The organism is Aureimonas sp. AU20 (assembly GCF_001442755.1).
Lineage (GTDB): Bacteria > Pseudomonadota > Alphaproteobacteria > Rhizobiales > Rhizobiaceae > Aureimonas.
In genome coordinates this window covers 398,630-422,298 of the sequence record NZ_CP006369.1, presented here as the reverse complement: position 1 = coordinate 422,298, position 23,669 = coordinate 398,630, and the positions used below count along the sequence as shown (strand labels likewise).

At 68.4% G+C, this 23,669-nt stretch carries 21 protein-coding genes; 6 read left to right on the top strand and 15 right to left on the bottom strand.

Annotated elements, in window-relative coordinates; translation table 11 throughout:
* Positions 1 to 58 precede the first annotated feature (58 nt).
* The 3 genes from M673_RS21020 to M673_RS21010 form a co-directional block, all read right to left on the bottom strand.
* Entirely contained in the window at positions 59 to 475 is a 417-nt protein-coding gene (locus tag M673_RS21020) for a hypothetical protein (protein ID WP_061978667.1), read from the bottom strand.
* Positions 476 to 614: 139 nt separating this feature from the next.
* Positions 615 to 1,175: a hypothetical protein gene (locus M673_RS25005; protein ID WP_244493223.1), complete on the bottom strand. Its 561-nt coding sequence runs from the start codon at positions 1,173 to 1,175 to the stop codon at positions 615 to 617.
* Positions 1,176 to 1,246: 71 nt separating this feature from the next.
* Positions 1,247 to 1,537, bottom strand: coding sequence for a hypothetical protein (locus M673_RS21010; RefSeq protein WP_061978665.1), 291 nt, complete (start codon positions 1,535 to 1,537; stop codon positions 1,247 to 1,249).
* 152 nt (positions 1,538 to 1,689) lie between these two features.
* On the opposite strand from M673_RS21010, the gene M673_RS21005 reads away from it, so the two are divergent.
* Positions 1,690 to 2,604, top strand: coding sequence for a hypothetical protein (locus M673_RS21005; protein ID WP_148640203.1), 915 nt, complete (start codon positions 1,690 to 1,692; stop codon positions 2,602 to 2,604).
* Between the two features lie 404 nt (positions 2,605 to 3,008).
* Positions 3,009 to 3,626 carry a hypothetical protein gene (locus M673_RS21000; RefSeq protein WP_061978663.1) on the top strand — a complete coding sequence of 206 codons (618 nt, stop codon included), beginning with the start codon at positions 3,009 to 3,011 and terminating at the stop codon, positions 3,624 to 3,626.
* Positions 3,627 to 3,712: 86 nt separating this feature from the next.
* On the opposite strand, the gene M673_RS20995 is transcribed toward M673_RS21000, so the two are convergent.
* Positions 3,713 to 4,216 (bottom strand): 6,7-dimethyl-8-ribityllumazine synthase, encoded by a 504-nt coding sequence (locus M673_RS20995; protein ID WP_061978662.1) that lies wholly within the window; start codon positions 4,214 to 4,216, stop codon positions 3,713 to 3,715.
* A 237-nt stretch (positions 4,217 to 4,453) separates the two neighbouring features.
* On the bottom strand, positions 4,454 to 4,894 hold the full coding sequence (locus M673_RS20990; protein ID WP_061978661.1) for a GNAT family N-acetyltransferase: 441 nt from the start codon (positions 4,892 to 4,894) through the stop codon (positions 4,454 to 4,456).
* A gap of 178 nt (positions 4,895 to 5,072) precedes the next feature.
* Between M673_RS20990 and M673_RS20985 the strand changes: the two genes are divergently transcribed.
* A complete protein-coding gene (locus M673_RS20985; protein WP_061978660.1) occupies positions 5,073 to 7,469 on the top strand; it encodes a bifunctional diguanylate cyclase/phosphodiesterase in 2,397 nt (798 codons plus the stop codon).
* Between the two features lie 28 nt (positions 7,470 to 7,497).
* Here the strand turns inward: M673_RS20985 and M673_RS20980 are convergent, their stop codons facing one another.
* Positions 7,498 to 8,403 (bottom strand): LysR family transcriptional regulator, encoded by a 906-nt coding sequence (locus M673_RS20980; RefSeq protein ID WP_061978659.1) that lies wholly within the window; start codon positions 8,401 to 8,403, stop codon positions 7,498 to 7,500.
* A gap of 97 nt (positions 8,404 to 8,500) precedes the next feature.
* On the opposite strand from M673_RS20980, the gene M673_RS20975 reads away from it, so the two are divergent.
* Positions 8,501 to 9,601 (top strand): aldo/keto reductase, encoded by a 1,101-nt coding sequence (locus M673_RS20975; RefSeq protein ID WP_061978658.1) that lies wholly within the window; start codon positions 8,501 to 8,503, stop codon positions 9,599 to 9,601.
* On the opposite strand, the gene M673_RS20970 is transcribed toward M673_RS20975, so the two are convergent.
* From M673_RS20970 to M673_RS20950, 5 genes are all read right to left on the bottom strand, one after another.
* Positions 9,598 to 10,770, bottom strand: coding sequence for a winged helix-turn-helix domain-containing protein (locus tag M673_RS20970; RefSeq protein ID WP_061978712.1), 1,173 nt, complete (start codon positions 10,768 to 10,770; stop codon positions 9,598 to 9,600). The genes M673_RS20975 and M673_RS20970 overlap by 4 nt on opposite strands.
* A 76-nt stretch (positions 10,771 to 10,846) precedes the next feature.
* Complete coding sequence (locus M673_RS20965; protein WP_061978657.1) at positions 10,847 to 11,419, bottom strand: GGDEF domain-containing protein; 573 nt, start codon at positions 11,417 to 11,419, stop codon at positions 10,847 to 10,849.
* Positions 11,420 to 11,431: 12 nt separating this feature from the next.
* Positions 11,432 to 11,734 (bottom strand): PAS domain-containing protein, encoded by a 303-nt coding sequence (locus tag M673_RS20960; RefSeq protein ID WP_061978656.1) that lies wholly within the window; start codon positions 11,732 to 11,734, stop codon positions 11,432 to 11,434.
* Between the two features lie 291 nt (positions 11,735 to 12,025).
* Positions 12,026 to 12,352 (bottom strand): HNH endonuclease, encoded by a 327-nt coding sequence (locus tag M673_RS20955; protein WP_061978655.1) that lies wholly within the window; start codon positions 12,350 to 12,352, stop codon positions 12,026 to 12,028.
* Positions 12,353 to 12,476: 124 nt separating this feature from the next.
* Entirely contained in the window at positions 12,477 to 13,487 is a 1,011-nt protein-coding gene (locus tag M673_RS20950; RefSeq protein ID WP_061978654.1) for a 3'-5' exonuclease, read from the bottom strand.
* A gap of 363 nt (positions 13,488 to 13,850) precedes the next feature.
* On the opposite strand from M673_RS20950, the gene M673_RS20945 reads away from it, so the two are divergent.
* The gene (locus M673_RS20945; protein ID WP_061978653.1) at positions 13,851 to 14,426 is read left to right on the top strand and encodes a hypothetical protein; all 576 of its coding nucleotides are present in this window, start codon (positions 13,851 to 13,853) and stop codon (positions 14,424 to 14,426) included.
* A 70-nt stretch (positions 14,427 to 14,496) separates the two neighbouring features.
* On the opposite strand, the gene M673_RS25000 is transcribed toward M673_RS20945, so the two are convergent.
* Both M673_RS25000 and M673_RS20935 read right to left on the bottom strand, forming a co-directional pair.
* Positions 14,497 to 18,309: a PAS domain-containing protein gene (locus M673_RS25000; RefSeq protein WP_061978652.1), complete on the bottom strand. Its 3,813-nt coding sequence runs from the start codon at positions 18,307 to 18,309 to the stop codon at positions 14,497 to 14,499.
* Positions 18,310 to 18,537: 228 nt separating this feature from the next.
* Positions 18,538 to 19,293, bottom strand: a complete 756-nt coding sequence (locus M673_RS20935) for a DeoR/GlpR family DNA-binding transcription regulator (protein WP_061978651.1) — start codon at positions 19,291 to 19,293, stop codon at positions 18,538 to 18,540.
* A gap of 95 nt (positions 19,294 to 19,388) precedes the next feature.
* On the opposite strand from M673_RS20935, the gene M673_RS20930 reads away from it, so the two are divergent.
* Positions 19,389 to 20,003 (top strand): NUDIX domain-containing protein, encoded by a 615-nt coding sequence (locus M673_RS20930; protein WP_061978650.1) that lies wholly within the window; start codon positions 19,389 to 19,391, stop codon positions 20,001 to 20,003.
* A 9-nt stretch (positions 20,004 to 20,012) separates the two neighbouring features.
* Here M673_RS20930 and M673_RS20925 read toward each other — a convergent pair whose 3' ends face one another.
* Together M673_RS20925 and M673_RS20920 are read right to left on the bottom strand one after the other, a co-directional pair.
* Positions 20,013 to 22,007: a putative bifunctional diguanylate cyclase/phosphodiesterase gene (locus tag M673_RS20925; protein ID WP_061978649.1), complete on the bottom strand. Its 1,995-nt coding sequence runs from the start codon at positions 22,005 to 22,007 to the stop codon at positions 20,013 to 20,015.
* Between the two features lie 364 nt (positions 22,008 to 22,371).
* Positions 22,372 to 23,505: a GGDEF domain-containing protein gene (locus M673_RS20920; protein ID WP_061978648.1), complete on the bottom strand. Its 1,134-nt coding sequence runs from the start codon at positions 23,503 to 23,505 to the stop codon at positions 22,372 to 22,374.
* Between the last annotated feature and the right edge of the window lie 164 nt (positions 23,506 to 23,669).

The window sequence follows — 23,669 nt, the reverse complement described above, 5'->3', positions numbered from 1 at the left end:
CATCGCCGGCCGGACGACTCAAGTCGGCGGCGACCCGAGGGCCGCCGCCGATGAAGGATCAGTTGGCCGGGGGCGTCGGCGCGTCGCCGGGCATCGGCGGTGCGGGCGGAGCCGGCGGGTTGGCGAGCCGGTCCGTCAGCGGCTTGGCGGCGGCGAGGCAGCGGTCCATCGGCTCGTCGCCGCATTCGATGCGCACGCCCGCGTCCCTGCCCATGCGGATATCGACGCCCTTGGCCAGCGGCGGCGGGGGGGGCGGGCCGCGACGGTGGCCCTGCGGACCCTCGCCCGGAGGCGGCGGGGGCGGAGGGGCGAGATCACCCGGCGCCGGGCGCATGTCGGCGGGAGGAGGCGCAGCGCCCGGCGCTGCCATCGGAGCCGGCGGAGCGGCCGGTGGCGGCGGGGGCGCGGTCTGCGCCGAGGCGAAGGAGGTCAGCCCGACGGCCAAAGCCGTTGCGAGCAAGGCTTGCTTCATCATGACATCAGTCTTTCGAAACGTCGGCTCAAAGGGCCCCTTGGGCGGGGCAGGCGGGGAGCCGGGCTTGCGCGACCTCGATCCCGCGCCCGGCAGGGGCGAGGGACGGTCGAACAGGGGGAAGTCTGAGAGGGCGGCGGGATCAGCCGGGTTCGCCCGGCCCGTCGACACCCGGGCCCTCGGCGCCGGGACGCTCAGCGCCGGGGCCGTGGCGCGGGCCATGATGCGGCGGCGGGGGCGGGGTTAGCTCGTCCACGCGCTCGTCGGCATGGCGGATCGCGGCGGCATGAAGGAAGCCATCGTCGAAGCGGCCCTGCACCGTCACCGTCTCGCCGGCATTGACGAGCTTGCCGCCTTCGCCGGCCCGGCCGGTCTCAACCAGCGCGCGAGAGGCGCCGTCGTTCACCACGAACTTGTTGCCGTAGATCTGCTCGACCTGACCGGTGATCCCGATCGAGGAGGCTTCCTTCAGCTCCGCGATCGGCGTCGACTTCATCGAGGCGTCGAAGCTGACATCGTGAGGCCGCGTCGCGCTCCAGGCCGCCGCGCCGCCGGCAAAGCCCAGCGCCAGGATGCCGAGCGCACCAAGGCCCAGGATCGCGTTGCGCCCGCCCTTGCGGGGAGCGCCGGGGCGCGGGTCGGAGGCCGGGGCGGCGGACTGGATCGGCGTGGTGTTGCTAGGCTGCGTCTCGTGATCGCTCATGTCGGTCACCTCGTCGTTTCGGATGACCCGTTCTAGGCGCCCGGCGCCCTCGGCAGACTGAACGGCGGCGTTCAGGTTGAGTTCAGCCGATTCCGGCGGGCACGGACGGCGGTCCGGAGGGAACCGAGCGGCGTGGAAAGGATGCGCCGAACCTCGCGACGCGCGGAGAGGCCGGCGAAGACGCCCACCGCATTCCAAGCCCGGCCTTGCCGGTCATCTCGTCCGCTCGCCTCTTCGAAGCCGATCTGGCTCTCCGGGCGACGGCCGAGGTGGAAAGCCACATCCTCCCGCGACGCCCGCGCGCACCACCTCGCCATCCGCGAATGCCGCTTGTTCGCGCCAAGCCCGGCCTTGTCGCTCATTTCGCCGGCTCGCGTTCTCGAAGACGGCTTGGTCCCCTGAGCGAAGGCCGAGGTGGAAAACCCGTGCGCTCTCCCGCGACGCCCGCGCGCACCGCCTCGACATCAGCGAAATGCCGCTTGTTCGCGCCGCCCGCCTCGCGCAAGAAGCCGGCATGACTCCCCTTCTCGCAGGCTTCGAATGCGGGCGGCTCGGCTGGAACGGGCACGACCTGCTCCACACCACGCGCCACATGCCGGGCGACCGGATGGAGGCCCATTACGCGATCGCGCGCAGCCATGGGTTCCTGCGCTCGCGCGACGGCCTGCCCTGGCGGCACGACGTCGCCGCGCGGCTGCGCCTTGCCGAGCGGATCGGCGCCGACGTGATCTGGGACCTCAACCATTTCGACCCGCCGCAAGACCCGGTGGCCCATGCGCGCACCGCCGCGCTCGCCGCGCGGCCGGACCGCCCGTTCTGGATCTGCCCGGTCAACGAGCCCTCGGTCTATCCCATGCTGGCCGGCATGGGCCGGGACGAGGCGGTGCGCCTCGCCGTGACCATGTCGCGCGTCGCGCGCGATCATCACCCCGACGTGCGCCTTCTCTCCACCGATCCGCTGAACGGGATCGGCGAGCGCCAGTTCGTGGCGACCGACGCGCTGGTGGCGGAGGGGCTGGTCGATCTCGTCGGCGTCAACTACTACCCTCACACCGCCCGGACCTCGCTGCGCAAGGTGCTGGCGAAGGTGGCGCGGCGCTATGGTCTGCCGATCCTCGTCAGTGAAACGAGCTGGCATGACGGCCATCCCGAGCAGCGTCGCCGCCATCCCGGCTGGACCAAGGCGGACTGGCTGCGCCATGTCCTCGCCGAGATCCACGCCGCGCGCGAGAAGGGCGCCGAGATCGCCGGCCTCTGCTGGTATCCGATCGTGGACAGCCCGCCCTGGGAGCGGCCCCGCGCGCGCCATCGCTGGTCGCACGGCCTGATCCGAGGCGATCTCGGCGTCGATCCGCATCTGGCACTGGCGCTGGCCGAGCGAGGCGAAGCGCCCGGCCAACTCGCCTTCGACTATGGGATGACGGGCTGAGAACGCGGAACGGGATTTGCGAGGGGTCTTCGGTCCACTCACATCATCGCAACAGCTTGGGCGGCGCCGCCGACATCCGCTGGCCGTATGCTCCTCGTGGGCGAATGAAATCCGACCGCGCACAGGTCTTGACCCGGGGTTCCGATGCCGCCCGAAAGACTTGCTAAGCGGAAGGGTGGCTTATGCCGGCCACGAAAAGATCCGCCCAGCGAACCCGACGAAGCTTCGTTGAGCGCTCCAAAACAGGCGGCCGCTCGTGCGCGTTTCGTCGGCAGCCTCGACAACCCAGGGACGCTGCGTAAGCGCTACGCGCCCCTTGCCTTGAAACCAACGCGAAGCAGGCGACTTATCGCGCTTTGCTGGTGGGCGATTCAATCGGATGCCCCATGCGAGAGGATCGACCCATGCGCCTAGCCCTTCCCGTCGCGAGCCTCGTTCTCGGCTCGCTTGTCCTGTCGGCCTCGCTCGCGGCCGCGCAGGACCCCCAGCCGTCCCGCGTGCGCGGCACGATCGCCGCCGTCGAGGGATCGACCCTGTCCGTCACCTCGCGCGAGGGGCCGGTGGTGAAGATCGAGATGGCGGCCAATGTCGGCGTGCGCGGCGTGAAGCCGGCCTCCGCCACCGACATCAAGGCGGGCGACTATGTCGGCGTCGCCTCCGCGCCGGCCACCGGCGGCGCGCCCGCCGGCGCGCTGGAAGTCCTGATCTTTCCCGCCGCGATGAAGGGCGCCAACGAGGGCAGCTTCCCCTGGGACCTGCAGCCCAACTCGACCATGACCAACGCCACGGTCTCCAACGCAGTGGAAAGCGTCAACGGCCGGCAGCTGACGCTGACCTATCCCACGGGCTCCAAGACCGTTTCGCTGCCGGCGAACATTCCGGTCGTGACCTTCGCGGACGCAAGCGCCTCCGACCTCAAGCCCGGCGCGCCGGTTTTCGTGCCTGCCACCAAGGCCGCCGACGGCAAGCTCTCGACCGCCTTCGTCGTGGTCGGCAATCAGGGCGTCGTTCCGCCGATGTAAGCCGCAAAGCCGCCGGGGCGGCTGTGCCCCGGTGGCTTCGCTTCAAAAGGCTCACGAAGGCGAGGCCGCCGCGACCCTTCGTGCGGTCAGACCGCGCGGCGATCCTGTGCCTCCACCGGCCAGGGCCGGCGGGGCGAAGCGAGGGGCGCGGCGGACAGGGCCTTGGCGGCCGCGCGGGTTTTGCCGATCGCCAGCGCCGCGCGGGCGGCCTCGCGGCCCTTCTCCACGAAATGGGCGCGGAAGATCGCGTTGTGGTGCTCGGTTTCCTGATAGTGATGCGGGGTCAGCGACACCGAGAGAACCGGCACGCCGGACTCCAGCCCCGCGCGCATCAGCCCGTCCACCACCGCCTGCGCCACGAAGTCATGCCGGTAGATGCCGCCGTCCACCACGAAGGCCGCGCCCACCACCGCCTCGTAGCGCCCCGTGCGCGCCAGCTCCAGCGCCATCAAGGGCAGCTCGAAGGCGCCGGGCACGTCGAACACGTCCACCGCCTCGGGCGAGACGATTTCGGTGAAACCCGCGAGCGACTGATCGACGATGTCGGAATGCCAGTTGGCTTTGACGAAGGCGTAGCGGGCGAGAGTCATGGGGCAGGTCCTTGGTCTGTTACGCGGGGCAAGGGTCGTCGGCGGATCGGCGTCGATTCGGCGAAAGGCTGGGGAGACCGTAGCCCGGCCTTTCGAGCATGGCGATACGGGCCGGGATCATAGGGCCTATCTCTCCATTAAAGAGATAGATTATTCTGATTCCAAGCGCGCGAGGGAAATAGTGTTCGGCCTGCCGGCTGCGCGCCGATGGAGTGCCACCGAGCGTCGAGCGGTCCGTCACAGCCTCAGGATCATGTCCCATCGATCCAACCCCGGCGCGTAGGCGTCCTTGGAAATGTTCTCCACCTCGAAGCCGAAGCGGGCGTAGAAGCCTTGGCTATGCTGGGTCGTGTCGAGCCGCACGCGGGTTATGCCGGGTGCCTGCCGAGCCGCCAGGATGCGGGCCTGCGTCAGGCGGCTGCCGAGACCCTTCCTCTGTAGGGCTCGATCCACCATGCCCCAGCAGAGGCCGACGGTTTCGCCGTCCGCCTCGGGAAGCCAGCCGCCGCAGGCGACCAGCGCGCCGCCCTGTTCCAGGACCCAAAAATGGGCCGTGTGGCTTGGCCGGGACAGGAAGCCCGCGAAATCACCCCGCTCGGACGGGGCGAAGAACTCGGGTACATTGCCGTCGAACAAGCGCAGACAGCCGTCTCGATCCGCCGGTCGATAAGCACGCATCCTTTTCGCTCCCTCAGATTGCTTCAAGTCGACGCGCGATGCCGGCTGAGATAGCCGAATGCAAACCGAGCGAAAACCATCCTGCGTGTCGCGAGCGCGACCCGCAGGTTGTGCGTCACAGCTTTCACGAAAAAAAGAGGTTCGCCCTATAACGCTGGGTTTAATGAAGCGGTGACCCATGGTTGAAATCTTCCTGACGCTCGCCAAGGACCATGCGATCACCCTCGTGGTGGCGGCAACGGTCGTCTGCATCGTGGCGTCCTGGCTTTTCTTCGATCTTTTCGAGCGGGTGCGCGGCACCGTGGGCCTGTCCCGGCTGCAATGGCTGGGCTTTGCGGCGCTGGCCGGCGGCCTCGGCGTGTGGACCACCCATTTCATCGCGACGCTGGGCTACCGGCCGGACTTCGCCTTTTCCTTCGATCCCGACATGACCGCAGCCTCGGCCCTGATCAGCGTGGCGATCGTGGGCCTGCCGGCGGCGCTGACGGCCTTGACCGATCGAACCTGGCTCAAGCTTCTGGGCGGCGCAGTGACGGGCGCGGGGATCGTGCTCATGCATGTCGCCGGCATGGCGGCGCTGACCAATTGCGGCGTCGAGCAACCGGCGGCGGGCGCCGTACCGATCGCGCTCGCCAGCGCCGCCTTGTGCGCGCTGGCGATGGCGCTGCCGGAGAGGACGCGCCCAGGCATCCGCATCGCGCTCGCCGTGGCGGCCGTCAGCCTCGTTCATTTCGGCCTCATCGCCGGCACCGCCATCGTGCCGGTCGGAAGCGAGCCGTCGGGGATCGACCGCAGCATTCTCGGTTTTCTGGTCGGCATCGTGGTCATCTGTCTGGCGCTTAGCGCCGGCGCCCTCGTCACCTCGAGTTCCAAACTGGCCGAGCAGAAGCAGCGGGAGGCCCTGTTCTCCAACGCGCTCACCAACATGTCGAACGGCCTTCTCGTGATCGGGGCCGGCGGACGCATCGACCTCTTCAATGACCGACTGGTGACGCTCTTCGACATCCGGCCCGAGGGGGTCGCGATCGGAATGCCCTGGCAGCGCTATCTCGCCAATCTGGCCGAGCGCCTGGGTTGGAACGAGGCGCGTCTTGGCCGGGTGATCGACAATCACACGCAATGGTTCGCCCTCGACCGGACCACCTATCTCGAACACGCGCTGGAGGATGGGCGAACCATCAGCGTCTCCTGCCGGCCGATCATGGGCGGCGGCGCGGTTCTGACCTATGACGACGTGACCGCCGAGCGGCAGGCGCAGCGGGAGGTGGAGCGGCTGGCCTTCCACGACCCGCTGACCGGCCTGCCCAACCGGCGAAAATTCGCGCAGGAGCTGGAGGCCGCCTATGAAGGCCGGCGGGCGGCGACCCTTTTCCTGATCGATCTCGACCGGTTCAAGATCGTCAACGACACGCTCGGCCATGCGGCCGGCGACTGGCTGTTGACGGAATGCGGGGTTCGCATGGGGCGCGTCTGCGAGCGGGGCGAGCTCGTGGCCCGGCTGGCGGGGGACGAGTTCGCCGTTCTCTCGCTCTCCTGCGACGAGGACGAGGCGGCCGGGCTAAGCCGGCGCATCATCGCCACTTTGAGCGATCCGTTCCTGATCCACGGACGCATGGTGAGCGTGGGCTGCAGCATCGGCATGGCCTCGACGCGGGACGCGGCCAGCGCCGACGTGATGATCCAGCATGCCGACCTCGCGCTCTACAAGGCCAAGACGCTGGGCCGGGGGCGCAACCAGCGCTACGAGGCCGGAATGCAGGAAGCGGCGATGCGCCGAAGCGTGCTGGAGGCGGACCTGCGCGGCGCGTTGGAGCGCGGCGAGTTCACGCTCCTCTACCAGCCGCTCTACCGGATCGAGGATCGCAGCGTCCTGGGCTTCGAGGCGCTGATCCGCTGGCAGCATCCCGCGCGCGGGTTCATCTCGCCGGGCGAGTTCATTCCCGTGGCCGAAGAAACCGGCTTGATCCGCGAGATTGGCCTGTGGATCGTCGAGGAAGCGTGCCGGCATGTTCGCCAATGGCCCGACGGCATCCATGTCGCGGTCAACGTCTCGCCCGTCCAGTTGCGCAGCGAGGGTTTTCCGGGCGAGGTCGCGCGCCTTCTGGAAGCGGCCGGCGTGTCGCCGGACAGGCTCGAGATCGAGCTGACGGAAACCGCCCTGGTGGAGGACAGCGAGCTGATCGCCGCCTCGCTGCGAACCCTGCGCGACAGCGGCATCCGCGTCGCGATGGACGATTTCGGCACCGGCTATTCCTCACTGGCGCATCTCAGAAAGTTCGACCTCGACTGCATCAAGATCGATCTGAGCTTCGTCCAGACCGCGCCGTTCGACCCGGCAGCCGCCGCCGTTCTCCATGCGGTCGTGCAGCTGGCGCGAGGGCTCGGCGTCGGCACGGTGGGCGAGGGCGTCGAGACGGAGGAACAGTTCGAGGTCCTGCGCCAGGCCGGCTGCGAGGTGGCGCAGGGCTATCTCCTGGGGCGGCCGATGACCGCGATGCAGGCCTATGCGCTTTGCCGTGCGGAGACCCGTCAGAACGTCCGGCGGGCGCTCGCTCGGCGCAGCGTCGCCGTGTGAACGCGGCCTCCGAAGCCCGCGGGCGCCGTCAGCTCTGCGGCTGGCTGCCCGTCCAACGCAGCGTGTCGATCAGTGCGCGCAACGCCAGCGGAACCTGCCGGCTGGGATAATAGAGATGGCAGCCGGGGAAGGGCGCGCACCAGCCGTCCAGCACCTGCACGAGACGCCCGTCCGCGATCTCCCCCGCCACGTCGTGCTCCAGCATGTAGCCGAGGCCCGCGCCCGCGCGCACGGCGGCGCCCGCCAGCACCTCGTCGTTGACGATCAGCTGCCCGCCGACCTGCACCTTGATCTCCTGCCCATCCCGCTCGAACTCCCAGGGCAGCAGCCCGCCGCCGCCGATCAGCCGATAGTTGACGCAGCTATGCGTCTTCAGGTCGGCCGGCGTTTCGGGGCGGGCGTGCCTTTTGAAATAGTCCGGCGTGCCGATCACGACGGTGCGCAGGTCCGGCCCGACGCGCACGGCCACCATGTCCCGCTCCACCGTTTCGCCGAAGCGGATGCCGGCGTCGAAGCCGCCCGCCACGAGATCCACCAGCCGGTCGTCCACCACCACCTCCACCGCGATGTCGGGATGGTCGAGCAGGAAGCGCGGCAGGCGCGGCGCGAGGATGGTGCGCGCGGCGTAGTTGAAGGTGGTGAGCCGCAGCGCGCCGGAGGGCGCGTCGCGCCAGTCGGCTAGGATCGAGAGGCCCAGCGCCACCTCGTCCAGCGCCGGTTGAAGCCGCTCCAGGAGCCGTTCCCCGGCGGCGGTGGGCGCCACGCTGCGCGTGGTGCGGGCGAGCAGGCGCACGCCGAGCCGGCTTTCCAGCCCGCGCAGCGCATGGCTGAGCGCGGAGGGCGAAAGGCCGAGTTCGGCCGCCGCGCGCGTGAAGCTGCGCGCGCGCGCGACGGCTGCGAACAGCGCCAGATCGTCCAGCTCACCGCGCCGCATTGCTGTGCTCCGTTCATAAACCCTTGTCAGGAATTGGCGCTAATCCCGCGCCGGCGCAAGCGCTACCTTCGCCTTCAGTTCTGAAGGAGACACAACAATGGATCTCACGACCTATCGCACGCTCGGCCGTTCCGGCCTCGCCGTCAGCCCGCTGGCACTCGGCACCATGACCTTCGGCGCGGGCCGCTGGGGCGCGGAGGAGGCGGGCGCGCGGGCGATCTTCGACGCCTATGTCGAGGCGGGCGGCAATTTCATCGACACGGCCGACGTTTATTCCGGCGGCGAGAGCGAGACCATGCTGGGCCGCTTCATCACGGACCGGGCCTTGCGCGAAAAGCTGGTGATCGCCACGAAGTCCGGCTTTCCCCGGCGCGACGACACGCCGCTCGCCGGCGGCAACAGCGCCCGCAACATCCGCAACGGGCTGGAAGGCTCGCTGCGCCGGCTCGGCACCGATCATATCGACCTCTACTGGACCCATGTCTGGGACCGCACGACGCCCCCCGAGGAGGTCTTGCGGGCGCTGACCGACGCGGTGCGCCGGGGCGACATTCTTTACTACGGCTTCTCCAATGCTCCCGCCTGGTACGCCGCCGAGATCGCGACGCTCGCCCGCGTTCATGGCCTGCCGCAGCCGATCGGCCTGCAATATTCCTATTCGCTGATCGACCGGGGCGTCGAGTTCGACATCCTGCCGGCGGGCGACGCGCTGGGGCTTGGCCTCGTGGCGTGGAGCCCGCTCGCCGCCGGGCTCCTGACCGGCAAGTACGGGCGCGAGAAGATCGCCGAGGCCGGCCCGGCCGGCAGCCTTCCCAACCGCTCCGGCACCGCCACGGCGTCGGGCGAAAGCGACGGGCGCCTGAACGGCGACAATCCCTATGGCGGAATGCTGTTCACCGAGAAGAACTTCGACATCGTGGATGCCGTGCGCGGCGTCTCGGAGGAGATCGGGCGGTCCATGGCCGAAGTGGCGCTCGCCTGGGTCGCCAAGCGGCCGGGCGTCTCCTCCGTGTTGATTGGAGCCAGCCGCGCGGAGCAGGTGAAGCAGAACGTCGCCTCGCTCGACATCACCTTCTCGCCCGAGCAGGAAGCGCGGCTGGCCAGCGCCGGGGTGCTGCCGCTCATCAACCCCTATTTCATCTTCGACCTGCCGCGCGAGCGCATCTTCGGCGGACAGTCGGTGACGCCCTGGCGCTAACCCTTGGAAGCGTGAGCCACGCCTTCCGCAAGGCCGAGCCAGGCGGCCATGGCTTCCAGCTCGGCCGCCAACGCCTCGCGCGTTTCCGCGGGCGCGTCGGGCTCCAGATGGACGGCCTGCACGAGAAGCCGGCCGGCCTGGCGGTCGGATTTTAGATCGACCCGCGCCACCAGCCGGTCTCCCAGGAGAAAGGGCAGGACATAATAGCCGAACTGGCGCTTCTCGGCCGGCACGTAGATCTCGATGCGATAGCGGAAGCCGAACAGGCGCTCGGCCCGCGACCGCTCCCAGATCAGCGGATCGAAGGGCGCGAGCAGCGCCTGGCCCTCGATGCGGCGGGGCAGGCGGGCGTCTCGGTGCAGCCAGGCATGGCGCCAGCCCGGCACCTCGACCGGCCGGATCACGCCCTCCTCGGCCAGCGCGCGGATGGCGGGCTCGGCCTGTTCGGGCTTCTGGCGGAAATAGTCGCGCAGCTCGCCGGTGGTGGCGATTCCGTGCGCGAGAGCCGCCCGCTCGATCAGGGCGCGGTGGGCCTCTTCGTCGGAAGGCGTCGGCCGGGCGAGGATGTCGGCGGGCAGCACCCGCTCGGGCAGATCGTAGACCCGCTCGAACCCGCCCCGGCGCGTCGCGGTCGTGATATGGCCGGCCCAGAATAGCCATTCCAGTGCGCTCTTGGTGTCGCTCCATTCCCACCAGCCGGACTTGCCCTGATGGGCCTCGAAGTCGGCGGTGGCGAGCGGTCCTTCCGCCCGGATGCGATCGAGAAGCGCCATGGCTTCGGGGCGGCGCTCCACGGCGTAGCGGCGCATCCGGTCCCACCCCGCCTCGCCGCGATCGGCCTGCCGCATGCGCCAGCGCAGGAGCGGCTGCAGCTCGAAAGGCAGGAGGGAGGCTTCGTGTGCCCAATACTCGAACAGGCGCCTTTGTCGCTTCGGGCCCCAGGACATCCGGTCGAGATCGGCCCGGTCATAGGCGCCGAGGCGGGAGAAGGCCGGAAGATAATGCGCCCGGGACAGGACGTTGACGCTGTCGATCTGGTGAAGATGCAGTCGCGCGACCGTCCGCGCGAGATGCGAGGGCCCGGGCGCTGCATGGCGCTTGGCCCCGAACCCCTGCGCCGCCAGGGCGATCCGCCGCGCCTGCGGCAGGCTGATCCGCTCGATTGTCATGCCCGGCATTCAGCACGCCGCGCCGGCTTTGGCCAGATGTCAGATGCGGGTCGCGCTCCCGCCGAGCCGCCGTCGCTCAGGCGGCAGCGCTGCGCCGGTCGACGCGTCGGACCAGCCGGCGGATTTCCTTTTCGGCATACATCGCCTCGTCGGCCGCCGAGAGCACGTCGCGAATGTCGGCGCCCTGGCGCCAGACCTCGCCGCCGATGCTGAGCGTGATGGGAAGCCCGAGTTCGGGCAGGGTCAGGCCCCTGTCCACCAGCATGCGAATGGCGTCGAGCCGATCGTCCAGCGCGGCGCGGTTGCCGGCCCGCAGGAGCATGTAGAACTCGTCGCCGCCCACGCGCGCCACCAGTTCGTCCGGCCGCAGCGTTCCCGCCAGAAGCTGGCCGGCATGGTGGATCACCGCGTCGCCGATGCGATGGCCGTGCTGGTCGTTGGTGGATTTCAGCCCGTCGAGATCGACCACCGCCAGCGAGAAGGCGGTGCCGGAGGCCAGCGCCTCGTCGCGCGCATAGGAGATGGCCTGATCGAAGCGGCGCCGATTGGCGAGGCCCGTCAGCTGGTCGACATAGGCATATTCCCGCAGTTCGGCCTGCAGCCGCTTGGTCTCCGTGATGTTCTGGGAAACGCCCATGATCTGCGACACCGCGCCCGTCGCCTAGTCGATCAGGGGCGTCAGGGTCGTCTTGTACCATTTCGCGCCGAAGCCGAGATCGACCTCTTCCTCCGTCTCCTGCACCTTTCGCGTCCGGGCGCAGACGGCGTAGCGCTCGGTCAGCCGCCGGGCATAGTCCGCCGGCAGGCACTCGGAGAACAGGCGCCCGGCGACCTCGCGCCGGTTGAGGCCGCTTTCGCGGGCGGCGCAGTCGTTGATGCCGTAGAACCGGAACACGCCATCACGATCGACATCGACAACGCAGACGGCAACGCCAAGGCGGTTCAGATCGAGATTGAGGGGCATTCGAAGCCTTATGTCGTGACGCCCGCAGGAGAAGCGCCGCGTTGGGTTCAGTTTCGGGACGGTGTGTCTCAGGCACCGAGCCTTGCCGAGGAAAGCCAACCGCGATGGGTTTGGTTCGCCCTGAATCCACTCTGGAGAGATCGCCGTAAACAAGCGCTTAACACCCCGCTTGGCTTACTTCGCGCCGTGCGAGAGGCCAGCCGCGCACTCCTTATCTTGGGTTGTGCGCGCCCGCGATGGAATCCGGAAGCGCCGCCTCTTTCGAGTTGTGGCGGTGTAGGTCCCTGCGGCTTAACGCCCCGTCTTGGTGGCGGAGTGGAAGTCCGCCGGCTTGCCGGAGACCCATTTCACGAAGCGCGCGACGGTCTCGTTGTCGGTCAGCGGCGTGCCGCTTTCGGCGTGGCGCACGAGTTCGCTGGCGGTGAAATTGGCGTCGATCGTCTCGCGGCAGATCGGGTGGACGGGAACGGTGTCCTTGCCGCCCCGGCTCTTGGGGATCGGGTGGAAGCGATCCACCGTCTTGCCCAGCGGGCGGCCGCAGAGCCAGCAGGGCTCCGGCGGCGCGCGCTCCGCTTCCTCGTCCGCCAGCCAGCTTTCGTCCCGGTTCTTGCGTGCCATGTGTCTTGCGGTTCCGTTCGCCGAGCGGGCGCCTCCCGCCCGGGCTTTCGCCTCGTGATGGAACGAAGCGGGGCAGGGGGTCAAGCCGGGCAGCGCCCGGCGATGTTAAGCGATGGGAGGTCCGTCAGGCCTTGAACCGCTCGCAGGCCGTCAGCCGCTCGACATGCGCGTTCATGGCGCCGCCATAGATGTCCTGTTCGAGAAAGCGGACCTCCTCCTCGAACCCGTCTTCCCCAACCTCGCGCCACCAGGCCTTGGGCTTGCCGCCCATCCCGTCGCTCCAGCGATAGCCGCGCGCCTTCAAAACGTCCTTCGTGTGGAAGGGCGAGCCGAGCGCGTGGATGCGAAGGCGGGTGCGCGCGGCCGAGGCGATCAACTGCCCGAAGGCGGGCAGGGCGGCGGTCTTCGGCGCCTGGCAGAGCACTTCCAAAAGGGCGTGGCAGTCGTCCACTGCGCGGTGGCCATTGTGGAAATAGCCGGACTGGCCGACGAGATAGCCAAGCTTGCTGCCTTCGAAGCCGAGCGACACCCAGTCTACCTCGGCGACCGAGCAGGCCCAGGGCTTGACCTCGAAACCGGGCGTCAGCTTCTCGCAGAAGGGCCGGTCGAACCTTGCATTATGGGCGATCACGAGATCGGCCGGCTCCACGAAGCGCCGTACCGCGTCGAGGTCGATGTGCTGACCCGCCACCATCTCGTCGGTGATGCCGGTGATGCGGGTGATCTCGGCCGTGATGGGTTTGGAGGGCGCCTGCAGGGCGGAAAAGACGCCGACCACGTCCCGCACGCCCGCCTCGTCATAGGTGAAGGCCACCATGCCTAGCTCGATCACCTCGTGCTCGGCATGGTCGAGGCCGGTGGTCTCGGTGTCCAGAATGATGCCGAGGCGAGGCCAGCCACCGGGCACGCGGTTGGCCGGCGGCCAGCGATTGGGCAGGACGGGGCGCGGCTCGAGCTTGCGCAGCACGCGGTAACGGCCGGTTTCCTCCAGCCGCGCCGCCAGCGCCTCCTCGTTTAAGGCCTCCGGCGCGCGGGCCGATGCGCCTCGCCCGGCGCGCGGCGCGGGCTTTCGAACGGGCGGCAGCGCGGGACTGAAGCTGAAGAGGTCGATCTGACGCGGTTTGTCCGTTGCCATCAAGCGCCGCTCCCCGCCGTCTCTCGCTGTCACACGGTTTACAAACAAAACCCGCCCGCGACCATCGGTCTGTTCCGCTTACCAAAAGGTTTCTGGGGGCAACCTCACCTCCCAGGTGGGCCGCGCAAGCGAGGCGAATAGCGTCGATCCCTGCCGAAGTGCCGGCCGCCGCTCAAGTTTCGCGCGGGTGATACGGGAGTCGTTTCGCGTGTTGAGGGAAGTGATCTCGCCTCGATGGTGTGATAAAGCAGTTGTCTCAAGTCGTTTGCGCTGGATGATGGCAAATGGCATGATCGCGCCATCCGGGCCGCAGTCGAGATCAACAGCGGACGTTTCTCTTTTCAGCGATATGATACTGGCTTCATGAAGCGTACGATTGGGCCCTTCGCGGTCGAACACAAGCGTCGGTCGAAATTGAACAAGGCGGCCTCCACCTCCATCTGGACCGGCGCCCTCAGCGACGAGATGAAGGATCTGCTCCGCGCCAATGCCGGCGCCGAGACGGATGAGCCGGCCGCCAGCGCGGACGTCGCGCCGCGCCCACGCAAAGGCGGCGGCGAGGCCAAGGGGCGCTCTCCCCGCATTCTCGAAACCCGCATCCTGCAGGCGAGAGAGGAAAGCCTTCCCGCTACCGAGATCGAGGAAACTTCCGAGCCCGAGCTGCCGGTGCGGACCAAGGCGCGCAAACCCCGCAAGGTCGAACGCACCGACGCGCCCGAGCCCGTGCATGCGCCGCCGCCGGTCTCCATTGACGAGGCCGAACCCGACGCGTTCGAATGGGACGAACCGGCCGAGGCCAGCGCCGCCTTGGTGCAGGAGACGCCGAGGCTCCCCATCGACGCGCCCGCCCGCCGCATGCAAAGCCGCGTTGCCCAGCGCCGCGCGCGCATGAAGGACCTGCCCTTCGAGCAGCGCTGGAAGTGGAACCTCATCCCGTAATCGGGGTGGGGTCGACGGGCGATCGGGCGTGGATCATGCCGCGCCCCGCGAACGAGGTGCCCGGCGTCCCCTAATCCTTGATCATCGATCGGATGCGATCGGCGAGCGCGCGCATGTCGAAGGGCTTGGTGACGACCTGCATGCCTGCCTCCAGGTTGCCCTGGCCGAGCACGGCGTTTTCGGCATAGCCGGTCACGAACAGGACCTTGAGGCCGGGGCGCAGTTCGCGCGCAGCGTCCGCCACCTGTCGGCCGTTCATGCCGTTGGGCAAGCCGACATCTGTGACGAGAAGGTCGATCCGCTGGTCGGAGCGAAGCACCTTCAACCCTTCCGGCCCGTCGCCGGCCTCGATCGCGGTGTAGCCGAGGTCTTCCAAGACATCGACCACGAGCATGCGCACCAGCGGCTCGTCGTCGATCACCAGAACCGTCTCGCCCGCGCCGACCGGCTCGATCGCGGACGGGGCCTGAGGCGGGGCAGCGGCGGCTTCCTCCGCGCCGTGATGGCGGGGGAGGTAGATGCAGAGCGTGGTGCCCCGGCCGAGTTCGGACGTGATGCGGACCTGCCCGCCGGACTGACGCGCGAAACCGTAGATCATGGACAGGCCGAGGCCCGTGCCGAGGCCGATCGGCTTGGTGGTGAAGAACGGGTCGAAGGCGCGCTCGATGACGTCCGGCGCCATGCCGGTTCCCGTGTCGGTGACGCACATCGTGACATAGGGGCCGGCGTCGAGGTCCTGCTCGCGCCCGGCGCGCTGGTCCAGCCAGACATTGTTGGTCTCGATAGTCAGCTTGCCGCCGTCCGGCATGGCGTCGCGCGCGTTGATGCAGAGGTTCAGAAGGGCGTTTTCGAGCTGCGGCGGGTCCACGAGGGTCGACCAGAGATCGGGCTTGCCAACCGTTTCCACGGTGATGCCCGGTCCCACGGTGCGCTGGATCAGCTCTTCCATTTCGGCCACGAGGCGGTTCACGTCGGTGGGCTTGGGCGCCAGCGTCTGCCGGCGCGAGAAGGCGAGCAGGCGATGGGTGAGCGCGGCCGCGCGCTTGGCGGCGCCCTGGGCGCCCTGCATGTAGCGCTCGATCTCGTCCACGCGCCCCTGACCGATGCGAGTCTGCATCATTTCCAGCGAGCCCGAGATGCCAGCCAGCAGATTGTTGAAATCGTGCGCGATGCCGCCGGTGAGCTGACCCACGGCCTCCATCTTTTGGCTCTGGCGCAGCGCCTCCTGCGCCGCTTCGAGCTCGGCCTCCTGCGCCTTCACGGCGCTGAGATCGCGCCCGACGGCGATGAAGTTCACGCCGTCCTCCTCCGGCGCTACGGTCCATTCGATCGGCTTCCAGCCGCCGTCCGTGGTGGCGATGCGGTTCTCGAAGCGCGTCGGCCGCTTCGTCTCGCCCATGCGGGCGAGGCCCGCCAGCGTCGGCCCCTCGTCGTCGGGGTGCATGAAGCTGGCATAGGGCCGGGCCAGAAGCTCGGCCTCGCTCCATCCCAGCACCCGCGTCCAAGCCGGGCTCACTGCCGTCATCATGCCGGAAAGATCGGCGCGGGCCAGCATGTCTTCCGACAGGGTCCAAAGCTGGTCGCGCTCGTCGGTGCGCTGCGCGACTTCGCTTTCCAGCCGCTCGTTCAACTCGCGCAGGCGCCCCTCGCTCGCCCGAAGCGCCTCGGCCGTGCGGCTTCGCTCTAAGGCGGCGCGCAGGCGCTCGGCGAACTCGCGGACGAGATCGAGATCGTCGCCGCTCCACTGCCGCGCGGCGGCGTCGTTGACATAAAGAAGCGCGGCCAGCCGGCCCCGCTCGATCACGGGCACGTTGACCAAAGCCGTGGCGCCGATCTCTTCCAGCTCTGCTCCGGCGGCGGACGTGCGCGGATCGAGGCGGGTGTCGGCGATCACCGTCGCCTGCCCGCGCTTCAGCTCGTCCACGAAGGTGCCGTAGTGGCGCAAGACGACGGACCCCGAGATGGAGACGACATCGGGCGCCGTCCATTCGCGCTCGATCAGCATCGTCTCGCTGTCGTGGTCCACCGTGCCATAGCCGACGCGGCCGACATCCAGCGCCGCGCCCAGGATCGCGGCGGCGGCGTGGACCAGCTCGGACGGGCGGTCGAGGTCGCGGATGACGTTGCCGAGCTCGACCAGCGCGTCCCGCCGCACCTCGGAGCGCCGCCGCGCCGTGACATCCTGAAACACGCCGATCCGCCGGTCGGCTTCGCCGTCCGCGCCCGGCACGGCGTCGCTCGTGCTCACCAGCGTTCGGCCCGTGCCGTCCGGCAGCCGAAGACGATATTCGATCTCCAACCGCGCCGTGCTATCGCGAAGCGATTGGATGACGGTGGTGATGCGCTCGAGGTCGCGCGGGTCGACACGGTCCCTCACGTCGAGAAGCGTCACTTCCTCGCCGGGCGGGAAACCGAAGAACCGCCCGGCGGTCTCGTCCATGGCGATGATGTCGGTCGTGAGATCCCATTCGTAGGTGCCGAGGCGCGAGACGGCGAGCGCCGTGCCCAGCCGCGCCCGGCCGTCGCGCAGCTCCTGCTCCGCCAGCCGGCGGGCGATCGCGGCATGGGTGCGCTCGGCGAAATCGCGCACGAAGGCGATCTCGGCCTCGCTCCAGCGCCGGGGCGCGGCGGAATGCACGAAGAGCTGCGCCGTCGCCTGCCCCTGCTCCATCACGGGAACGTCGAGAAAGGCGCGCACGCGAATGGCGCGGAAGGCTTCGGCGCGTTCGGCGGTGCGGGGATCGCGCTCCACATCCGCGTTGGCCACCGCCCGGCCAAGGCGGATGTCCTCGATATAGGAGCCGTATTCCTCGAACCGGTGCAGGCCGGCGAGGCTCTCGAAGCCCGGGGCGGTCCAATGCCGGTCGACGGCGATCGTCCCGCTCGCGGCATGGATCGTGCCGTAGCCGACGCGCGCGCAGTTCAGCGTTTCGCCTAGGAGTTCGGTCGCCGCCAGCGTCAGGCCCGCCGGCGTCGGCACGTCCCGCAGCCGCTCTTCCAGCCGCATCAGCGCCTCGCGGTGCCGGTCGGCCCGCACCCGGTCGGTCACGTCGTAGCCGCCGAGGAAGAGGCCGCGGACCGCCCCGGCATCGTCCCGGATCGGATCGAGCACGAGATCCACGAACCGCTCGCCGCCCTCGCGCGCGAGGCGGAGTGGCTTGCCATGGGCGGCGAAGGGCTCCGCGCGGGCGAAGACCTCGTCCAGAAGCTCGAAATAGCCTTGATCAGCGAATTCGGGAAAGGCCTCGCGCATCGTGCGGCCCTCGACCTCGCGCTCGCCGACGAGCTTGCCGAAGGCTTCGTTGCCATATTGGAAGCGGTGCTCGGGACCTTCCAGAATTGCGGAAAAGCCCGGCATCTGCCGCAGCATCAGGTGCTGGCGCTCGCGCTCGCGCGCCTGCCCGCGCTCGGCCAGAACCTGGCGCGTGGTTTCCGTGCAGGCGCAGAACATGCCGACGACCTCGCCCCCGTCCCCGAAGGCCGGGGAGTAGGAGAAGGTGAAATAGGTCTCCTCCTCGTAGCCGTTGCGGCGCAGGGTGAGGGGCAGATTTTCCAGCCAGCTCGCCTCGCCGTCGAGCGCCTTCTCGATGAGAGGCAGGATGTCGGCCCAGATCTCGCTCCAGATCTCCTGGAACGGCCGCCCCAGCGCCGCGGGATGCCGGGCGCCGAGGATTTCGGAATAGGCGTCGTTGTAGAGAAAGCCGAGCTCCGGCCCCCAGGCCAGAAACATCGGGAATTTCGAGCCGAGCATGAGCGCCACGACCGAGCCGAGCGAGCGGGGCCAGGTCTCGGGCGGGCCGAGCGGCGAGGTCGACCAGTCATGGTCTCGCATCCGCCTGCCCATCTCGCCGCCGTCCCGCAGGAAAGGCTGAGGCTCGATCATCTCGTGACATCTTCATTTGAGCGGCGTCGCAGGACGCAGCGACCTCGCGCAGCCCGCCCCATAGCATCAAGTCGCAAAGCCTGGCTATTGGCGACGGGGGTTTGTCGCATTCCGCCGCAGCGAGACCCGGCCCGACCGCCGGGCAGGCGCGCTGCTCCGGCTCACGCCCTTTGCTCCCGGCCAACGGAATGGGACCGTTTTCGAAACTCCGCCGGAAAGCGCGAGCGTTCAGCCCTCCACGATGTCGAGCCCCGCCGCGCGCAAGGGCGACAGCGTTTCCGGTGGGAGCCCGGCTTCGGTAACGAGCGTCGTGATCTCCGCCAGCGGCACGATGGCATAGGGCGAGGCCGCGCCGAGCTTTTCGCCCGCGGCGAGCACGATCGTCTCGGCCGACTGGCGGCTGATCAGCCGCTTGTGCGCGGCCTCCTCGCCATCGCCCGTGGTCGCGCCCGTTTCGGGATGAAGGCCCGTCACGCCCATGAAATAAAGGTCCACCCGGATGCGCGCGATCGCCTCGGCGCTCGCGGAGCCGAGCGTGACGACGGAGTGCTTGAACAGGCGACCCCCGATCAGCTCGACCTCCACCAGCGGATGGCGCGTCAGTTCCACCGCAATGCTGGGGCTGTGCGTCACCACCGTCAGCTTAATGTCGGGGGGGAGCGCGCGCGCCAGTTGGACATTCGTCGTGCCGCCATCCAGAAACACGATCTGCCCGGGCTGGATCAGCCGCGCCCCGGCCCGCCCGAGCGCCTGCTTGACCGCCGAGCCGGCCTCGGCGCGCACGGAAAAATCCGCGACCGCCGGCGAGGCGGGCAGCGCGCCGCCATGCACCCTTTGCAGCAGACCCTCGCCGGCCAGCTCGCGCAGGTCGCGGCGGATCGTGTCCTCGGAGAGGCCGAGCTGCTGCGCGAAGCTTTTCGCCACCAGACGGCCGTCGCGGCGCAGAACTTCCTGGATCAGCGCCTTGCGCTCCGACGTCAGCATGGTTTCTCCCATTGCACGAATCGTCTTGACTCTGCACGAAATTGCACGAATGGTCCAGTGCGTTGGCTGGAGAGCCGTGCCCTGGAGAATTCGTCATGAGCATTGCCCATCGCATCCGCGTCGAGGACGTGACCGTCCTGTCGGACGACTGGTACGTCCTGCGAAAGACGCGCTTCCATTTCCAACGCAGCGACGGAACGTGGCAGCATCAGTCCCGCGAGACCTACGACCGGGGCAACGGGGCGACCATCCTCCTCTACGATCCGAGCCGGCGTACGGTGGTTCTCACCCGCCAGTTCCGCTACCCCGCCTTCGTCAACGGGCATGACGACCTCCTGATCGAGGCGCCCGCCGGGCTGCTCGACCGGGCCGAGCCGGAAGCGCGCATCCGCGCCGAGGTGGAGGAGGAAACTGGGTTCCGGGTCCGTGAGGTGCGCGAGGTCTTCGACGCCTTCATGAGTCCGGGCTCGGTAACGGAGCGGCTGCACTTCTTCGTCGGCGCCTACGAGCCGGGCGACCGCGCCTCGCAGGGCGGCGGCATCGCGGAGGAGGGGGAGGACATCGCGGTGATGGAACTCGGCATCGAGGAGGCGCTGGCGATGGTCGCGAGCGGCACGATCCGCGACGGCAAGACGATCATGCTCCTGCAACATGCCGCGCTCCATCTCTTCGCGGCCCCGGCCCCGGCCCCGGCTGCGGAGGGAGGCTGAGCCGCCGTCTCAGGCGGTGCCGGAAGCGCTCTTATGGGCGAGAAGGGTGGAGAGCGGCGCGGGATAGCCTAAGAGATAGCCCTGCAACTGATCCACGCCGCTTTCGCGGGCGAAATCGAGATGGGCCGGCGTCTCGATCCCTTCCATGATGATCCCCGCGCCCCGGTTGCGAATGAGCGACACGATGTCGATCAGGAAGCGCCGGCCCTCGGGATCGTCGATGTCTCGAAGGAAGGATTTGTCGATCTTCACGGCGTCGAAGGCGATCTGGCGCAGCCAGGACAGGCCGGCGAAGCCGGTGCCGAAATCGTCCAGCCAGAGCTTCACGCCGAGGGCCTTGATGTCGGCGATGGTGCGCAGCGCGTCGGAATCGAGGTCGAGGTCCAGCCCTTCGGTGATCTCGATCACCAGCCGATGGCCGGGCACGCCCGTGCGCAGCAGGATCTTCGACACTTCCAGCGCGAAGCCGGGCACGCCGAGCTGCACGGCCGAGACGTTGACGCTGGCGGTCGGCGCAAGGCCGGGCACCAGGATCTCGCGGCACACGCGCTCGATGATCCAGAGGCCGAGCGGAATGATGAGCCCGATCTCCTCGGCGATCGGCACGAAGGTCGGGGGCGGGATCGGCTTGCCCTCCAGCGTCCTCAGCCGCATCAGGCATTCCATGGATTCGATCTGCCCGCTCGCGCAGCCGTAGATCGGCTGGTAGGCGACAGACAGGAGCTGGCGCTCCAACGCGATCTTCAACAGGCCGGCGACGAACTCGGTCTCGTCGGAGCGAACGGCATCCCCCGCGTTGAAGACGGAGGCCTGATTGCGGCCCTGCTCCTTGGCGCGGTACAGCGCCTGATCGGCCTGCTGCACCAGTTGTTCCACGGTTTCCAGCGCGTGGAGGCCGCTGGTGGAGACGCCGACGCTGACCGTCACCACGGCGACGCCGTCCCTCCGACAGATATGCTCCATGCCCGCTTCGATGATCCCCGCGCAGATCGCGTTGCCGAACCCTTGCGGGTCGGGCGAGTGGCCGGTCGGTACGACCAGGATGAACTCCTCACCGCCATAGCGCCCGACATGGCCCCGGTGCCGACCGGCGATCGAGGCCAGAACCTCGGCCACGCGGACGAGGCAGGCATCGCCCTGGACATGCCCGTACCAGTCGTTGAAGTTCTTGAAGAAGTCGACATCCACCAGCGCGACGGCGAAGGGCTCCTGCCGCGCCTTCCAGCCGGTCCAACGCTCGTTCAGCTGATCGTCGATGGCGCGCCGATTGGCGACGCCCGTCAGCGGGTCGGTCTTGGACAGGACGGTCAGTTCCTCGTGCGCGTCGTCGCTGACGCGTTGCAGAAGGCTCGCCCGGTGCGAGTTCAGGAAGGTGCGGTAGTGCTCACGGTTCGTCTTGAAGTTGACGTAGACGGTAAGCGCGAAGCACGAGAGATAGAAGACGATATAGGCGACGTCGGAAATGCGGTCGGTCCGCGCGTCGACCCAATGGGTCGCCAGGACGGCGGCGAGGATCGTGGTGCTGGTGGCGAGCGCGGCGGAAAAGCGGAACGCGAAGAAGAGATTCGCGCCCATCATGAAGATGGCGCCGAACACCCGATAGAACCCAACGACATCGCTGTCGGCGGAAAAGGAAGAGGCGACGAACCAGCCGAGGAATGCCACGACGATGCCGGAGCAACAGACAGCATCGAGGCGTTCGGGCGAGGCATCGCGCCGGTAGAGGCTGCGAAACAGGCTGAGGCTCGTCGCGGCGACCACGAAGCGCGCCGCCACCGTGTAGGGCGCGACATCGGGCAAGGTCACGATGTCCAGCAGCGAGAATATGAGATAGACCAGCGCCGAGAGGTGGTAGCCGTACCAGCTCGCTTGGCGGCGCGCCTCGCGGCGGGAGGTCCAGAAGCGCTGCCTCAGGGCTGCGGACGGGCGCGCGAACGGGCCCCGCCGCAGTTCGGCATCCACGGCGTCGATCTCCTCCTGCAGCACGTGCTTGACCTCTGCCATTTCTCGTGCCCGGCGGAATCGCGTCCCGCCATCCTAGAGTTGCACCGGTTGCGGATCGAGACTCGGTGCCGGTTTCAGACGATACGATCGAACTCAGCTTCGGGCGTAAATGAACCGAAAGCGCCGAAAAGTTCCTTGCACCATTCGACAAACACCGACGATTCTCGCGGCATCACACGACGATCCGCCTGCGTGGTAAAGTCGCAGTTAACAAATTCGCGAGCTCGGCGTTTGCGACGACAAAATTCGTCTTCGAGGCTTTGAACGGGGCCGCACCAGGATTGGTGGAGCACGGGGTGCGTCTCCGGCATCCTTTGTCGGCGACGCTGGACGGAGGGCAGCGTGAACGTTCGGTTTGGCAGCGTCAGGCGGTGACGAGCGCATCCTTGGCCGGCGGCGCGTCCTCAAAGACCGCGACCCGATCCCGCCCGTCGCGCTTGGCTTGGTAGAGCGCGGCGTCGGCCCGCCTGATCCCGGCCCGGATCATCTCGCCCGCCGCCACCTCGGCCACGCCGACGCTGATGGTGAAGGGAATAGTGGCACCCTCGAACTCGAGCCCGCCCGCGCGGACCGCATCCCTGAGGCCGATCGCGATCCGCTCCGCCTCGGCCGTGGATGCCCCTGGCAGAAGGGCCACGAACTCCTCCCCGCCGGAGCGGGCGAGCACGGCGCCCTGCGGCAGGCAGGCGTCCGCGCGGCGGACGAAGACGCGCAGCGCCTCGTCGCCGGCGGCATGGCCGTACTGGTCGTTCAACTGCTTGAAATGATCGAAATCGGCCACCAGTACGCCATGCGGCCCGGTGGCGACTTCCTTGTAGGACAGGAGGCCCGCGCGGTTGAGGCACCCGGTCAGCGCGTCTTGATGGGCGATCCGGTCGAGCCGGTGGTTGTCGCGTTCGATCACCATGCCGAGCACGCAGGCGATGACGATCGTGCTGCACACCTGGTCGCTGAGCGAGATGGCGAGCGTGACGTTTTCGGGCGTGATCAGCGCCGAGCCCCAGAGCAGCACCGTGACCGTGAAGACCAGCTGCACGGTGAAGGCCGAACCCGCGACCCAGCGAAACGCCAGGCGATCATGGTTCTGCGTCAGCACGTAGAAGGGAATCTGGACCGAGATCAGGCAGCTGACGACGAAGGTGGCGAGCTCCGGCCAGTCTGTTCCGGGAAGGAGTTTGAGAAGCGCGAGATAGACGATCGGGGGGAGGGGCAGCGACACGAGCATGAGGCCGGAAAAGGCTGGCCTTTCGTCGAAGCTGCGAAAGCCCGAGAGCATCAGAAGCGTTCCAGCGATCAGAAACGTGTAGGTCAGCGCGCCGATGGCGGGATGATTCGAACCCTCGATCTGCGAGAGCAGACCGACGGCGAACAGCATGAAGGACACGGACCACCAGCCGAGATAGGACTTCTCCTCGCGAACGCACCAGGCGACGGCGAGAACGACGCCGCAGGTTATATTCGTCAGCGCACTCGACACATGAAGCGTATGCAAATCCATGGGTTTCGCCCGCGTGTGTAGGGTCCAGAGCCTGCTCGACGGATTGCGCGGCCCGGCTTGACCGCTTGCTTTCGCCCCTTCGTCGCCGAAAGCGTCGAACACCGCTCGTTGATTCTCAGCCAACCCTTACTTGTGGGGTCTTAAGGATCGGTGCGTGTCGCGGT

Coding starts and splice junctions, on each gene's coding strand:
- M673_RS21020 (WP_061978667.1), bottom strand. CDS start 475: ATGATGAAGCAAGCCTTGCTCGCAACGGCTTTGGCCGTCGGGCTGACC.
- M673_RS25005 (WP_244493223.1), bottom strand. CDS start 1,175: ATGAGCGATCACGAGACGCAGCCTAGCAACACCACGCCGATCCAGTCC.
- M673_RS21010 (WP_061978665.1), bottom strand. CDS start 1,537: ATGAGCGACAAGGCCGGGCTTGGCGCGAACAAGCGGCATTCGCGGATG.
- M673_RS21005 (WP_148640203.1), top strand. CDS start 1,690: ATGACTCCCCTTCTCGCAGGCTTCGAATGCGGGCGGCTCGGCTGGAAC.
- M673_RS21000 (WP_061978663.1), top strand. CDS start 3,009: ATGCGCCTAGCCCTTCCCGTCGCGAGCCTCGTTCTCGGCTCGCTTGTC.
- M673_RS20995 (WP_061978662.1), bottom strand. CDS start 4,216: ATGACTCTCGCCCGCTACGCCTTCGTCAAAGCCAACTGGCATTCCGAC.
- M673_RS20990 (WP_061978661.1), bottom strand. CDS start 4,894: ATGCGTGCTTATCGACCGGCGGATCGAGACGGCTGTCTGCGCTTGTTC.
- M673_RS20985 (WP_061978660.1), top strand. CDS start 5,073: ATGGTTGAAATCTTCCTGACGCTCGCCAAGGACCATGCGATCACCCTC.
- M673_RS20980 (WP_061978659.1), bottom strand. CDS start 8,403: ATGCGGCGCGGTGAGCTGGACGATCTGGCGCTGTTCGCAGCCGTCGCG.
- M673_RS20975 (WP_061978658.1), top strand. CDS start 8,501: ATGGATCTCACGACCTATCGCACGCTCGGCCGTTCCGGCCTCGCCGTC.
- M673_RS20970 (WP_061978712.1), bottom strand. CDS start 10,770: ATGACAATCGAGCGGATCAGCCTGCCGCAGGCGCGGCGGATCGCCCTG.
- M673_RS20960 (WP_061978656.1), bottom strand. CDS start 11,734: ATGCCCCTCAATCTCGATCTGAACCGCCTTGGCGTTGCCGTCTGCGTT.
- M673_RS20955 (WP_061978655.1), bottom strand. CDS start 12,352: ATGGCACGCAAGAACCGGGACGAAAGCTGGCTGGCGGACGAGGAAGCG.
- M673_RS20950 (WP_061978654.1), bottom strand. CDS start 13,487: ATGGCAACGGACAAACCGCGTCAGATCGACCTCTTCAGCTTCAGTCCC.
- M673_RS20945 (WP_061978653.1), top strand. CDS start 13,851: ATGAAGCGTACGATTGGGCCCTTCGCGGTCGAACACAAGCGTCGGTCG.
- M673_RS25000 (WP_061978652.1), bottom strand. CDS start 18,309: ATGATCGAGCCTCAGCCTTTCCTGCGGGACGGCGGCGAGATGGGCAGG.
- M673_RS20935 (WP_061978651.1), bottom strand. CDS start 19,293: ATGCTGACGTCGGAGCGCAAGGCGCTGATCCAGGAAGTTCTGCGCCGC.
- M673_RS20930 (WP_061978650.1), top strand. CDS start 19,389: ATGAGCATTGCCCATCGCATCCGCGTCGAGGACGTGACCGTCCTGTCG.
- M673_RS20925 (WP_061978649.1), bottom strand. CDS start 22,007: ATGGCAGAGGTCAAGCACGTGCTGCAGGAGGAGATCGACGCCGTGGAT.
- M673_RS20920 (WP_061978648.1), bottom strand. CDS start 23,505: ATGGATTTGCATACGCTTCATGTGTCGAGTGCGCTGACGAATATAACC.